Genomic DNA, 13212 nt, shown 5'->3' with positions numbered 1-13212 from the left:
GTAAATTTGCACGTGTGAGAAACTTTTTAACCCCTGATCCGTTTAGATTAAGGGCCTAAGCAACGAGACTTCAATTTGGCACAAATTGAAGATGAGATGCGAAAAAGCGTAAAGTGCTGTGGAGTCAAAGTGAAGTATGTCGGCGGAAAGCGAACGGGTATTGGATAAGGTCGCACAGGAAACGAATTCGCCTGTCGCCGTACCTGTGCCCGGTGTCCAGCCGGAAGCGCCCGCGCCAGCGGTCAATCGTCCGAGATTCCTGCGCCAGATGGAACTGATCGATCGCGTGGCGGCCTATGACCCGACGGTCGATGAGGCCATGCTCAATCGCGCCTATGTCTACGCCATGAAGATGCACGGCGCCCAGCTCAGGGCCTCCGGCGATCCGTATTTTGCCCACCCGATCGAAGTGGCCGGCATCCTGACCGATTACAAGCTCGATGCCGCCGCCATTGCCACCGCCCTGCTGCACGACACGATAGAAGACACGCCGGCGACGCATGAAGAGATATCGGCCAAGTTTGGTGTGGAAATCGCCAACATGGTCGAGGGCGTCACCAAGCTGACACGTCTCGAACTGCAATCGGAATATACCAAGCAGTCGGAAAACCTGCGCAAGTTCATCCTGGCGATTTCCAAGGATATCCGTGTTCTGCTGGTCAAGCTGGCCGACCGCCTGCACAATATGCGCACCCTGCATTTCGTGGCACCGGACAAGCGCGAACGCATCAGCCGCGAAACGCTGGAAGTCTATGCGCCGCTGGCCCGTTCGATCGGCTGCAACCGCTTCGCCACCGAGCTGGAAGACCTGGCCTTTTCTTTCATCAACCCCTTAGCGCATCAGGCGATCATCCATCGCCTTGAGGAAATGCGGACGGAAAAAGGCTCGGCCATCGCCGCCATCGCCCGCGATGTCGCCGGCAAGCTGGAAAAACAGGGCATTTCGGCGCGGGTCATGGGCCGCGAGAAGTCGCCCTATTCGATCTGGAAAAAGCTGCAACGCAAGTCGGTCGGCTTCGCGCAATTGTCGGATATCTACGCCTTCCGCGTCGTGGTCAATAATTCCGAGGAATGTTATCGCGCCCTGGGCATCATCCATCGCGCCTGGCCCTGCGTGCAGGAGCGCTTCAAGGACTTCATCTCGACGCCGAAGTCGAACAATTACAAGTCCCTGCATACCACTGTCGTCGGCCACAAGGGCACGCGGATCGAACTACAAATCCGCACCGAGGACATGGACCGCATCGCCGAAGAGGGCGTGGCGGCGCACTGGGGCTACAAGAACCAGGCCTATGGTTTCGACGAAGAAGCGGCGACGCGTGATGGCGGCCGCAACCCGATGAATTCCTTGCGTAATATCGTCAATATCGTTGAAAGCGGCGGCGACAGCGAGGATTGGGTCGAACACGCCAAGATGGAGATGTATCTCGATCAGGTGTTCGTGTTCTCACCCAAGGGCCGGCTGATTTCGCTGCCGCGCGGCGCCATGCCGCTCGATTTCGCCTTCGCCGTCCATACCCAGATCGGGGAAACGGCGATCGGCTGCCTGATCAACGGCGAGCATAAGCCCCTGCGCACCGTCCTGCAAAACGGTGATCAGGTCGAAATCCTGAGCGGGCTGGACTCGCGTGTCAATCAGGACTGGTTTTCGCTGACCGTCACCGGCAAGGCGCGCTCGGCCATCCGTCGCCATCTGCGCCAGCGTGAGGCGGGCGACTTCATCAAACTCGGCCGCACGGCCATCGAACGCGCCGCCGCCCAGGTCGACAAGGCCCTGAAAGATATAAGCTGGCGGCCGGCTTTTGAGCGTTTCAACGTCACCACCGAAGACGAGCTGTTCGAGTTGTGCGGGCGCGGCAAGATCTTCCCGGCCAAGATACTCGAAGCCATCTTCCCCGGCCTGAAACTGCCGATGATGCTGACCACCGACACCCTGACGCGCATCAAGGATGGCGCCGGCGGGGTGGCCTTTGTGCGTGGTTCGGCCTTGCGCGAATCCCAGACGGTTCTGTTCTCGAAGTGCTGCTATCCGGTGCCGGGTGACCGCATCATCGGCATTGTCGAGGATGATGGCGTTCACGTCCATTCGATCGAGTGCGAAAACCTCGCCGCGCTGGAAGAAATGGACGGCGAAAAGGACCGTTGGATCGACCTCCACTGGACGCTGAATGCCGAAAAGAACACGCTGTCCGTAGCGCGGCTGCGGGTCAATATGCAGAATAAACCGGGTGTGCTTGGTCAGGCCTGTACCCTGATCGGCGAGGCCAAGGGCAATATCACCAATATCAGCATCGCCAACCAGCCGATGGATTTCCTCGATGTTGATTTTGATATCGAGGTGCTCGACGCCCGCCATATCACCAATATCTCGGCCGCCCTGCGCACATCGCCGATGATCGAAAGCGTTGACCGGGTACGTGGCTAGCCATCCATAACGCTGCTCCGCGGTTAATCCTATCTCAACTCGTGGCTGTGTATGCTGCCTATGGTGGGGAGTCAAAAACGACTGCGTGAAAAAAGTACAGCGTAAAAAAGGATGGGATCATGTCGGAGGTCGATATGAAGGACCGCGCAGCCGGCGTGGTTCAGGCGGGGGGAAGTGGCTTTGAAACCCTCACGTTCAAGGAATCTGAGGCGATCGAGATCATTGCCCGCTTGCGTGAAACCCAGGGTGATGTCCGGGGCAGAGCCTTTATTGTCAATCTCGATCAGATCATTGTGCGGCTCGGCGCCAGATGGGAGGTCAAGGAAGGCCTTGTCCATGAGCACCTGCGCAAGAGCTTTACGCAAAAGTTCCAGGAACCCAACTGGTGTGCCCAGTTACAGGATAATCTTTGGCTCGCGTCCACCATAGGCGTAGGTTCACGCCAGGGGGCCTTGAAATGCGCCGAGATATGGCATGACACCGGCCAGTTTTTTGTTGGTGATATATCCGACACCCAACTGCCGCTTTTTGAAGTTCTGGTCGAGGAGGCCGATCGCCTAAAAATTCGCCAAATTGACCTGAATACCTTTTTTGACCGCGATGAGGATTTCGGGCCCAAAAGCGCGGTGAAGCCGTTGGGAGCCTCTGGGCAGGATAGCGCGCCTGTAAAGACAAGTCAGCCTGTCGGCACCATGACGACCATGAACCGGCCGGTTTTATCCAGCTCCATCATTATGATCGGCGGCAAGGATCTCCACGTCGCCTGTGGTGTCGAGCCTGTCTTCGAGCTTAAAAATCTCAGCATGATCGGTCACCGGCTGGAACCGTTTGTGATCGACCGCACCGGCAACGTGCAACTGGACAGCAAGGCCTTGAAAGGCATGGATTGGGGAGATCGCGAAAAGGTCGATCTGGCCAATATCGAACAGGGGCTGCAACTGTTGCGATCTCGCTCGCCGGGCCAAAGGAAGATTCTCATCGTGGTGCCGGTTGCCTTTTCCACCATGGCCTCTGCCCGTAGCCGCAACAAGGCGATCGCGGACGTCTCAAAAGCGGCTACGGATATGGGGATGAAGGTGCTCTACGAGATCAGGGGGCTGGCGGGCGTGCCTTCGCACCGGATTCTGGAGGTTATTTCTCTGATCAAGCCTTACTGCATGACCGTTGTTGGCCACGTGGGCTCTGAACTGCGCGCCATACAGGCTGTGCGGCAGTGCGGCTTTTCCGGAGTCTGTCTCACCTACGACGGCGTTGAGCGCAGCCAGGTCGTTCTCGAAGAGTATCTGAAAGACCTGAGTATGGCGGCGAAGGCGTCTGCCGGTGCCTGCATGGTTCAGGGATTCGATAATCTGCGTCAGGTAGCTGTGGCGCGTCTGGCGGGTGTAAGCCATGCCAGTGTCAAAGCGTCAGCTTTGCAAGCCACCGGCGCAAGATGATAATGATGATGTCTAATTCAAGTCGATTGAGGTGCTCCTATGACGTCCTGCGCTTTTCTCTGTAATATCAGCAACGGCACCTATATCAGCCTGGCCCTGTCGGTTCCCGGTGAGCGCCCCGGCACTATCAGTCGTTATGCCTGTAACAGCCTGGACGATTTCAACGAAGCTGTCTTCAACTTTCTCGAAGGGCATGGCAATCCCACACTCATGGGCGCGGCGTTCTCCACATCCGGCTGGGAAGTCGACGGCGAGGTCGATCTCGTCCATTATGGATTCGCGCTGAAACGCGAAGGCCTGAGACGCCTGCTCAATGTGTCGCGTGTCAATATCGTCAACGAATTTGTTGCCAAAGCGCTGGCGCTCCCTGTTCTCGGCGATCAGGACCGGACGAAAGTCTGCGGTGGCGAGGCCATGCCGGAACAGGTCATGGCGATCCTGGGGCCGACTGTTGGGTTTGGAGGCGCGCTGCTGGCGCCTGATGGCATGGGGCGCTGGACGGCCTCGCACTGCGAAGGCGGGCACTCGGATTTTGCTGCCGCTACCTTGGCTGAAGTCGAAATTCTGAAATGCCTTATGCTGAAATATGGCCATGTGTCGCGCGAACGGGTGCTGTCGATTCCGGGGCTGGTTGAATTGTGGCACTGTCTGGCAATTATGGACGGCGAAGATACTGTTGCCGAGATCAGCGCCGAAGAAATTGTGGCCCTGGCCTATGCTGATAATGAGCGCGCCAAAACGGCGATCCGGATACAGACAGAGGTCTTTGCGGGCACGGCTTCTGATTATGCGCTCATAACCGGGGCGAGAGGCGGGGTCTATCTGAGCGGTGAACTGCTTGATCTGTTGGGTGATCTGTTCGATCACGAGGTTTTCTCCCGGCGTTTCCACGACAAGGGGCGCGTTTCCAGCTATGTCCGAGATATTCCCGTCTTCAAGGTCATTGCGGAAGATACCGAAATATTGGGCTTAAGTACCCTGTTTGAGTGAGAGTCGGCAAGCTCACAATTCGTCATGAAACGTGGTTTCAAATTGCTGATGAACGCTATAAAAGGCGTCAGCCAGCAGAGGATTCCCGCCCCATGACCAGTGAAGACGTAATCAACGAGTTTCGCGCCGCCAACGCCCTGCGCGAAGGCCATTTTGTGCTTTCTTCCGGCCTGCACAGCCCGATGTTCCTGCAAAAGAACCTCGTCTTCATGAATGCCGACCGTTGCGAACGCCTGTGCCAGGCGCTGGCGGAAAAGATCACGACGGCTGTAGGTTCTGTCGATGTCGCCATTTCGCCGGCCGTCGGCGGCATCATTCCCGGCTACGAAACCGCCCGTCACCTCAAGGTGCCATCGATGTATGTCGAGCGCGAAGGCGGCGAGTTCAAACTGCGCCGTGGCTTCCATATCGAACCCGGCCAAAAAGTCGTCATGGTTGAGGATATCGTCACCACCGGCCTGTCGTCGCGTGAATGTATCGCCGCCATCAAGGCCGCCGGCGGTGATGTGGTCGCCGCCGCCTGTATTGTTGATCGTTCCGGCGGCAAGGCCGATGTCGGCGTGCCGCTGATCGCCCTGGCCTCGCTGGAAGTGCCGGCTTACCCCGCCGATAATCTGCCGCCCGAACTGGCTGCTATTCCGGTGCAGGATCCCGGCAGCCGCCGCCTCGCAAAGGCGTAAAGTCATGCACGATCGTATCCGCCTGGGCCTCAATGTCGATCACGTCGCCACCGTGCGCAATGCACGGGGCGGTCATGCCCCCGATCCGGTGCGGGCCGCGCAACTGGCGCTGAAATCGGGAGTCGACGGCATCACGGCGCACCTGCGCGAGGATCGCCGCCATATCCTCGACAAGGATATCCACGCGTTAAAGGAGGTCTGCGACACCTTCGGCAAGCCGCTCAATTTCGAGATGGCGGTGACGGACGAAATGGTCGCTCTGGCGCTGAAGATGAAGCCGCACGCCGCCTGCCTGGTGCCGGAACGCCGTCAGGAACGCACCACTGAGGGCGGGCTTGACGTTACCGGGCAAATCGAAAACGTCGGCGCCGCCGTGGCGAAATTCAATGCCGCCGGCATCCGCTCGTCGCTGTTCATCGCCACCGATCCGGCGCAGATCGAAGCGGCGGCGAAGGTGAGGGCGCCGGTTATCGAGTTTCACACCGGCCCGCTGTGCGATGCTTTCCGGGATCAGGAAGATGTCATTTTCAACAATGAACTGAACCGCTTGCGCGCCGCTGTTGAGCAGGCGCATGATCTCGGCATCGAGGTCCATGCCGGCCACGGCATCGATTATGACACTGTGCCGTTCATCGCCAAAATCCCGCATATCCGCGAGCTGAATATCGGTCATTTTCTGATCGGCGAGGCCATCTTTATTGGCCTGGAGGCCAGTCTGCGGCGGATGCGCGACCTGATCGATCTGCACCACAAAGGCGTTGTCGAATGATCCTCGGAATCGGTGTCGATCTGTGTGATGCAAGGCGCATCGAGTCCTCGATGGAGCGCTTCGATGGGCGCTTTCTCGATCGCATCTATACCGCAGGCGAACAGCAACACGCCCGCGCAGCCGCCAAGCCGGGCTTGAGTTTCGCCAAGCGCTTCGCCGCTAAAGAAGCTGTCGCCAAAGCGTTCGGCACCGGTGTGCGTGGATTTTTGTTCGTCGATATCGAAGTGATTTCCGGTCCGCTCGGCAAGCCGCATGTTATCCTGCACGGCGGCGCGGCCGATGTGCTGCGCGGACTGGTGCCGGAAGGCAAAACAGCGCATATCCATCTCAGTCTCAGCGATGAAGACCCTTACGCCGCGGCTTACGCCATAATCGAAGCCCTTTGAGTCTGAACAAAGGTTTAATGTCCACCGGCAAAAGAGCCTTGTGCTTGCCATAATCTGTGGTTAGGTGACACACCTTATTAGACTAAAGCATTTGGGGGCTATCCTTATGGCGAAGCACGACGACACGGCGAATGAGGCGATTGCCGCCGCGGCTAATGCAGCGGAAAAGATCGACCACGAAACCGTCGTGACCGCCAATGACGAACCGGAAGAAGAAGTCGTCGATACGCGTGACGCCAAGCAAGTCGCGGTCGATGAGGCCAAGGAAATCTTCAGCGTCGTCGCCGTCGCCCTGATCCTGGTGATGATCCTGCGTACTTTTCTTTTCCAGCCGTTCACCATCCCCTCGGCCTCGATGGAGCCAAATCTCTACGAAGGTGATTATATCATCGTTTCCAAGTGGGATTACGGCATCTCGAAATATTCCTTCCCGATCGCCTTGCCGTTCATCAAGGGCCGCATCATGAACCATGCGCCGACTCGCGGCGATGTCGTGGTGTTCAAGTTGCCGCGCGACCCCAAGGTCGATTACATCAAGCGTGTCATTGGCCTGCCGGGTGATACGGTCCAGATGAAGAAGGACCAGCTTTACGTCAATGGCGTGGTCGTACCCGCCACCGATATGGGGCCGGTTGACGCCAGGGGCTTTGAGGCGCGCTACGCCACCGCCTACCGCGAAAGCCTGCCGAATGGCCGCACCCACCTGATGCAGGATATCGTCAAGGATGGCCGCGCCGACGATACCGGTGAATTCGTTGTGCCCGCGGGTAATTACTTCATGATGGGCGATAATCGCGATAACTCGCTGGATAGCCGCTTCTCGCCGGATGATCCTTATGAACCCGGCGTCGGTTTCGTGCCGGAGGAAAACCTCGAAGGCCGCGCCGTGCTGGTTCTGATGTCGTGGAAGGAAGGCTCGTCGCTGTGGAAGCCGTGGACCTGGCTGAACTTCCACTGGAACCGCTTCTTCAAGCCTTTGCATTAAGAGGCGCTCAAGCCGCGGGGCTTCGCGCAAACGTGCGGCGGGCGCTTGCCCTTGCCAAACGCCAAAGCGTTTGGAATATGTGGATGAACTAAGTTTTGCCTTTGGTCATGGCTTGTTGTAAAGCCAGCCAATGAACATCCGTGTTTCCCCAGTGAAAGAGTCGAACCTGCGCCTCAAGGCCATAGACGCCTTGCAGGCCAATCTCGGCTACAGCTTTCGTGACCCGGCGCTGCTCGAACTGGCCCTGACCCACGCCTCCGTGGCCGAGGGCGCGCGCAAGATGGCCGATAATGAACGCCTGGAATTCCTCGGCGATCGCGTGCTTGGCCTGATGACGGCCGAAACCCTGATGGAAACCCTGCCGGACGCCACCGAGGGTGAGCTTTCGCGCCGTTTCCATACATTGGTCAGTCGCGAAACCTGCGCCGATGTCGCCCGCCGGCTTGATCTTGGCGCCGCTATCCGTCTGGCGGCGGGTGAAACCAAGAGCGGCGGGCGCACCAATCCGACCATCCTCGGCGACGCCTGCGAAGCCTTGATGGCGGCGGTCTATATCGATGGCGGCTACGACGCCGTGCTGAAAGCCTTCAAACCGTTGTGGCTGGAGGCTCTGAAGGAGAGCGGCGATGCGTCGCGCTCCAATCCGAAATCCTTTTTGCAGGAATGGGCGGTGGCGCACGGCATGGGCGCCCCGGTCTATACGCTGGTCAGCCGCAAAGGCCCCGACCACGCGCCTGTGTTCACCATCGAGGTCCGCATCGACGACCTGCCCCCGCAATCGGCCACCGGCAAATCCCGCCAGGAGGCCGAAAAGGCCGCCGCGCTTGGCCTTATCGAACGAGAAAAACTGAATTGACCGAAGAATATAACACCAGCGGCGAAAACACGACCTGCGGCTTTGTCGCCATTATCGGCGCGCCGAATGCCGGCAAATCGACGCTCGTCAACCAGCTTGTCGGCACCAAGGTGTCCATCGTCACCCAGAAGGTGCAGACGACGCGCTTTCCGGTGCGTGGTATTGCGCTCGATGGCGATTGCCAGATGATCCTGGTCGATACGCCGGGCATCTTCAAGCCGCGCCGGCGCCTGGATCGCGCTATGGTCAAATCGGCCTGGAGCGGGGCGGAAGACGCCGACTGCATCGTCCTGCTGGTCGATGCCGCCGCGCAACTGGCCGTAAAGCACCCCGGCGCAGACGTGAAGGCGACTGGCGCCGATCACAAGGCGGTCGAGGACGTCGACATGATCGTCAAGGGCCTGAAGGACAATGGGGCGAAAGCCATCCTGGCGCTCAACAAGATCGACCTGATGAAAAGCGAGAACCTGCTGGCCATCGCCGACGATCTCTACAAGGAGGGGGTCTTCGAGGACGTCCTGATGATCTCGGCGGAAAAAGGTCATGGCGTGAAGGATCTGCGCAGCCTGCTGGTCAAGAAGATGCCGGCCAGTCCGTGGCTTTATCCCGCCGATCAGGCCGCCGACGCGCCGGTGCGTATCCTCGCCGCCGAAATCACCCGTGAAAAGCTGTTCCTGCGCGTGCACGAAGAGCTGCCCTATGCGGCGGCGGTCGTCACCACCGATTTCACCGACAAACCGGACGGCTCGGCGCGCATCGAGCAGACGATCTTCGTTGAGCGCGACAGCCAGCGCTCGATCGTGCTCGGCAAGAACGGCCAGACGCTGAAATGGATCGGCATGAAGTCGCGCGAGGAACTCGGCAAGCTGCTCGATCGTCAGGTTCACCTGTTCCTGCATGTCAAGGTCGAGGAAAAGTGGAGCGAAGATCGCGCCCTGTATGCGCAATTCGGTCTGGAGTATGAATCCTAGATATGGAATTTGAGGACGACGCCATCGTTCTTTCGGCCCGATCCCACGGTGAAACCGGGGCCATCGTCCATGTCCTGACCGAAAGCCACGGCGTCTATGCCGCCCATATCGCTGGCGGGGCGTCACGGCGGATCAAGCCCTTGTTGCAGGCCGGTGCCAGCGTCGCCTTCGCTTATCGCGCCCGCCATGCCGACCAACTGGGCGCCGCCACCCTTGAAGCGTCCGGTCAATCACCGGACTTGCTTGATGATCCGCTGGGATTACTGGGCCTGCAATGCGCCTGCGCCATGACGCAGACCGTCCTGCCGGAGCGCGAAAGCCAGCCGGGCGCCTATCATGCCTTGTCGGCGCTGATCGGCATCTTTCCCTTCGCGGAAATCTGGCCGGCGGTCTATGTCCGCTACGAAGCCGGCCTGCTGGAGGCCCTGGGGTTCGGACTTGATCTCAGCGCCTGCGCCGTGACCGGTGAACGCGACGAACTGCTCTATGTCAGTCCGAAATCGGGCAGGGCGGTCGGTCGGACAGCCGGTGCGCCCTACAAGGACAAGCTGCTGGCCCTGCCAGGATTCATGCTGTCATCGCAGGGCGGGCTGGCAGAAGGTGACATCGTAAATGGCCTGGAGCTGACCGGATTCTTCCTGGAGCGCCACGTCTTCCATCCGCACAACAAGCCCTTGCCGGACATTCGCCTGCGGTTGAAAGAAACGCTTTCATGCTGAGCGCTTTCTGAAAAGTGTGACGCGGTTTTCAGATTAAAAAGCGCGTCACAAAAACCAGCCTTGCCCCGACTCAGAAGCGTCCTTAAAAACGACCAAACGGTTTGGTAACGGATTATATGCCATAACTTAGTTACGAATCAGGGAGTCGTATTGAGCGTATGCTGCCATTCAGTGAGCAGGACCTGTTAACCGCCAATGTAAATCCGGCCACCGGACTGGCGACGGATTACCTGAACCTGTTCAACGAAGCGATCATGCTGTTTGAAATGGGCCTCGACATGCCGGACATGGCCGAGGAACTGGCCGACTGGAAACGGCGCGGCTATGTTGAGCATTTCGAGAAATCCGGCTTCGAGATGAAGGATGTCGTCATCGCCGCCTATCATCACGCGCCGGCCGATGTCCGTCGTGATTTTGATGAGGTCTGCGATCGCGCCCTGACCGTCTTCAATTCCTCCATAGATATCCTGATGAGTTCCAATCCGGCGGATGCGGCCGCCCATGCCGACCTCAGCGGCCGCCTGGCCGACATGAAGGCGCTGGTTGTGGAAATGGACTCGCACATTCATGGCCGCAGTCCCGCGCACAAGAGCCTGCAAAGCGAAGTCGACGCGCTGTTTTAGGCGTGAACAAATCACATCTGGACGCCGGGCGGGTCTTGTCTTGACTCCTTACAGGCCCTAGTTTGCGGGCATGAGTGATTTAGTGATTCCTGACGGCGGGCGTATTCTTGACGAGCCGATGAGCGATGCGCTCTCGAAGCGTTATCTGGCCTATGCCCTGTCCACCATCATGCACCGGGCGCTGCCCGATGTGCGCGACGGCATGAAACCCGTCCACCGCCGCATCATGTACGCCATGAGCAATATGCGCCTGACGCCCGAAGCGGCGGCGCGCAAATGCGCCAAGGTGGTCGGCGAGGTCATGGGTAATTTCCACCCGCACGGCGACCAGTCGATCTATGACGCGCTCGTTCGCCTGGCGCAGGATTTCGCCCAGCGTTACCAACTGGTCGAAGGCCAGGGTAATTTCGGCAATATCGACGGCGATAACGCCGCCGCCATGCGCTACACCGAATGCCGCCTGACCATCGCCGCCACCCTGCTGCTGGACGGCATCAACGAGGATGCGGTTGATTTCCGCGCCACCTATGACGACCAGGACGAAGAACCGGTGGTCCTGCCGGCCGGCTTCCCCAACCTGCTGGCTAATGGCGCCACCGGCATCGCTGTCGGCATGGCCACCTCGATCCCGCCGCACAATGCCGGCGAACTGATCGACGCCTGTCGCAAGCTGTTGACCAGGCCCGACACCACCACCGAAGAACTGATGGAGTTCATCCCCGGTCCGGATTTCCCGACCGGCGGCATCTGCGTCGAATCGAAGGCGTCGATCCTCGAATCCTACAAGACCGGCCGCGGCTCGATCCGCACCCGCGCCCGCTACGAGGTCGAGGATACCGGCCGTGGCGGCTGGCGCATCATCGTGCGCGAAATCCCGTATTATGTGCAAAAGTCGCGTCTGATCGAACAACTGGCCGACCTGATCGAAAACAAGAAGGCGCCATTGCTCGGTGATGTGCGCGACGAATCGGACGAGGAAATTCGCCTGATCCTTGAGCCGAAATCACGCAATATCGAACCCGAAGTCCTGATGGAGAGCCTGTTCAAGATCTCCGATCTCGAAACGCGGTTCAGCGTCAATATGAATGTGCTCGACGCCACCGGTACACCGCGCGTCATGGGCCTGAAACCCTGCCTGATCGCCTTCCTCGACCACCGCCGCGTCGTGTTGGTGCGCATGTCGAACTGGCGCCTGGATCGTATCGAAAAGCGCCTCCACCTGCTGGACGGCCTGATGATCGCCTTCCTCAATCTCGATGAAGTGATCCGCATCATCCGCGAGGACGAGAAGCCGCGCGACGTCCTGATGGCGCGCTTCAACCTGACCGAATTGCAGGCCGATTATATCCTCGATACCCGTCTGCGTCAGTTGGCGCGGCTGGAGGAAATGACCATTACCGACGAGCACAAGAAGCTCTCGGAAGAACGCGATGGCATCCGTGCCCTGCTGGATAGTGAAAAGCTGCAATGGAAGCGCATCGACCAGCAACTGGTGGAAGTCCGCAAGAAGCTGCCGTCGCCGCGCCGCACCACCTTCATGGATGCGCCGGTCGGCATCGAGATCGCGGCTATCGAGTCCTACCTGCCGAAGGAGCCGATCACCGTCATCCTGTCGGCGCGCGGCTGGATTCGCGCAAGCAAGGGCAAGGTCGAAGATCCGTCCGAACTGAAGTTCAAGGAAGGCGACGAACTGGCCTGGCTGGTGCCGGGTTTCACCACCGACAAGCTGCTGATCCTGACCTCCGATGGCCGTTTCCTGTCGCTCGGTTGCGACAAGCTGCCGTCGGGACGCGGCAATGGCGAACCCTTGCGGCTGATGCTCGATATCGAGGAAAGCGCCAAGATCGTCACCGTCTTCATGATGAAGGCCGGGCAAAAGCGCCTGATGGTGTCGAAGAACGGCTACGGCTTCGTGATGAACGAGGAAGACGCCTTCGCCAACAAGCGCGCCGGCAAGCAGGTGCTCAATGCCGACGGCACCGAAGCCTTCGCGGCACTGGCCGTTACCGGTGATCATGTGATGGTGCTGGGCGAAAACAACAAGCTGCTGGTCTATCCGGTCGGCGAATTGCCGGAAATGGCGCGTGGCAAGGGCGTCAAGCTGCAAGGCTACAAGGATGGCGGCGTCAAGGATATCGCGGTGTTCGACATGGCGGCGGGCGCGGTCTGGTATGACGGCGCCGGCAAGGCGCGTGAGTTCAAGGATGTGAAGGACTATATCGGCCGCCGCGCCACTGTCGGCCGGATCGCCCCGCGCGGACTACGCAAACTACGACTTTAATCCCTTATACCTCCCCAGCTTGCTGGGGAGCCGGGCGGCCGCTGCCGGGGAGACTGCGCCGCCCTTTGCGGCGTGGTGGTGCGGTTTCTTG

The 13212-nt window shown here is 59.3% G+C and carries 12 protein-coding genes; all 12 read left to right on the top strand.

Annotated features, from left to right (window positions below):
- The first annotated feature begins 136 nt into the window (after positions 1 to 136).
- Entirely contained in the window at positions 137 to 2425 is a 2289-nt protein-coding gene (locus VL130_RS15425) for a bifunctional (p)ppGpp synthetase/guanosine-3',5'-bis(diphosphate) 3'-pyrophosphohydrolase (RefSeq protein ID WP_325364101.1), read from the top strand.
- A gap of 119 nt (positions 2426 to 2544) precedes the next feature.
- On the top strand, positions 2545 to 3861 hold the full coding sequence (locus VL130_RS15420) for a hypothetical protein (RefSeq protein ID WP_325364099.1): 1317 nt from the start codon (positions 2545 to 2547) through the stop codon (positions 3859 to 3861).
- Positions 3862 to 3900: 39 nt separating this feature from the next.
- On the top strand, positions 3901 to 4851 hold the full coding sequence (locus VL130_RS15415) for a glucokinase (protein ID WP_325364097.1): 951 nt from the start codon (positions 3901 to 3903) through the stop codon (positions 4849 to 4851).
- A gap of 92 nt (positions 4852 to 4943) precedes the next feature.
- Entirely contained in the window at positions 4944 to 5531 is a 588-nt protein-coding gene (gene pyrE / locus VL130_RS15410; RefSeq protein WP_325364095.1) for an orotate phosphoribosyltransferase, read from the top strand.
- A 4-nt stretch (positions 5532 to 5535) separates the two neighbouring features.
- Positions 5536 to 6300 carry a pyridoxine 5'-phosphate synthase gene (locus VL130_RS15405; protein WP_325364093.1) on the top strand — a complete coding sequence of 255 codons (765 nt, stop codon included), beginning with the start codon at positions 5536 to 5538 and terminating at the stop codon, positions 6298 to 6300.
- The gene (acpS, locus tag VL130_RS15400; protein ID WP_325364091.1) at positions 6297 to 6686 is read left to right on the top strand and encodes a holo-ACP synthase; all 390 of its coding nucleotides are present in this window, start codon (positions 6297 to 6299) and stop codon (positions 6684 to 6686) included. Before VL130_RS15405 ends, acpS begins: the two co-directional genes overlap by 4 nt.
- A gap of 106 nt (positions 6687 to 6792) precedes the next feature.
- The gene (gene lepB / locus VL130_RS15395; protein WP_325364089.1) at positions 6793 to 7671 is read left to right on the top strand and encodes a signal peptidase I; all 879 of its coding nucleotides are present in this window, start codon (positions 6793 to 6795) and stop codon (positions 7669 to 7671) included.
- 130 nt (positions 7672 to 7801) lie between these two features.
- Complete coding sequence (gene rnc / locus VL130_RS15390; protein WP_325364087.1) at positions 7802 to 8527, top strand: ribonuclease III; 726 nt, start codon at positions 7802 to 7804, stop codon at positions 8525 to 8527.
- Positions 8524 to 9498 (top strand): GTPase Era, encoded by a 975-nt coding sequence (gene era / locus VL130_RS15385; RefSeq protein WP_325364085.1) that lies wholly within the window; start codon positions 8524 to 8526, stop codon positions 9496 to 9498. Before rnc ends, era begins: the two co-directional genes overlap by 4 nt.
- A 2-nt stretch (positions 9499 to 9500) precedes the next feature.
- Positions 9501 to 10217, top strand: a complete 717-nt coding sequence (gene recO, locus VL130_RS15380) for a DNA repair protein RecO (protein ID WP_325364083.1) — start codon at positions 9501 to 9503, stop codon at positions 10215 to 10217.
- Positions 10218 to 10375: 158 nt separating this feature from the next.
- Positions 10376 to 10840, top strand: coding sequence for a hypothetical protein (locus VL130_RS15375; protein ID WP_325364081.1), 465 nt, complete (start codon positions 10376 to 10378; stop codon positions 10838 to 10840).
- 70 nt (positions 10841 to 10910) lie between these two features.
- Entirely contained in the window at positions 10911 to 13121 is a 2211-nt protein-coding gene (gene parC, locus VL130_RS15370) for a DNA topoisomerase IV subunit A (RefSeq protein ID WP_325364079.1), read from the top strand.
- Positions 13122 to 13212 lie beyond the last annotated feature (91 nt).

Source organism: Asticcacaulis sp. (genome assembly GCF_035497195.1).
In the GTDB taxonomy this organism is placed as follows: Bacteria; Pseudomonadota; Alphaproteobacteria; order Caulobacterales; family Caulobacteraceae; genus Asticcacaulis.
The sequence above is the reverse complement of the archived record's forward strand: the minus strand, read 5'-3'. Positions and strand labels throughout refer to the sequence as shown.

Bases quoted from the DNA above. Each gene is read 5' to 3' on its own strand.
- lepB (WP_325364089.1), top strand. From the start codon at position 6,793: ATGGCGAAGCACGACGACACGGCGAATGAGGCGATTGCCGCCGCGGCT.
- VL130_RS15375 (WP_325364081.1), top strand. From the start codon at position 10,376: ATGCTGCCATTCAGTGAGCAGGACCTGTTAACCGCCAATGTAAATCCG.
- VL130_RS15415 (WP_325364097.1), top strand. From the start codon at position 3,901: ATGACGTCCTGCGCTTTTCTCTGTAATATCAGCAACGGCACCTATATC.
- acpS (WP_325364091.1), top strand. From the start codon at position 6,297: ATGATCCTCGGAATCGGTGTCGATCTGTGTGATGCAAGGCGCATCGAG.
- VL130_RS15420 (WP_325364099.1), top strand. From the start codon at position 2,545: ATGTCGGAGGTCGATATGAAGGACCGCGCAGCCGGCGTGGTTCAGGCG.
- rnc (WP_325364087.1), top strand. From the start codon at position 7,802: ATGAACATCCGTGTTTCCCCAGTGAAAGAGTCGAACCTGCGCCTCAAG.
- VL130_RS15425 (WP_325364101.1), top strand. From the start codon at position 137: ATGTCGGCGGAAAGCGAACGGGTATTGGATAAGGTCGCACAGGAAACG.
- parC (WP_325364079.1), top strand. From the start codon at position 10,911: ATGAGTGATTTAGTGATTCCTGACGGCGGGCGTATTCTTGACGAGCCG.
- VL130_RS15405 (WP_325364093.1), top strand. From the start codon at position 5,536: ATGCACGATCGTATCCGCCTGGGCCTCAATGTCGATCACGTCGCCACC.
- recO (WP_325364083.1), top strand. From the start codon at position 9,501: ATGGAATTTGAGGACGACGCCATCGTTCTTTCGGCCCGATCCCACGGT.
- pyrE (WP_325364095.1), top strand. From the start codon at position 4,944: ATGACCAGTGAAGACGTAATCAACGAGTTTCGCGCCGCCAACGCCCTG.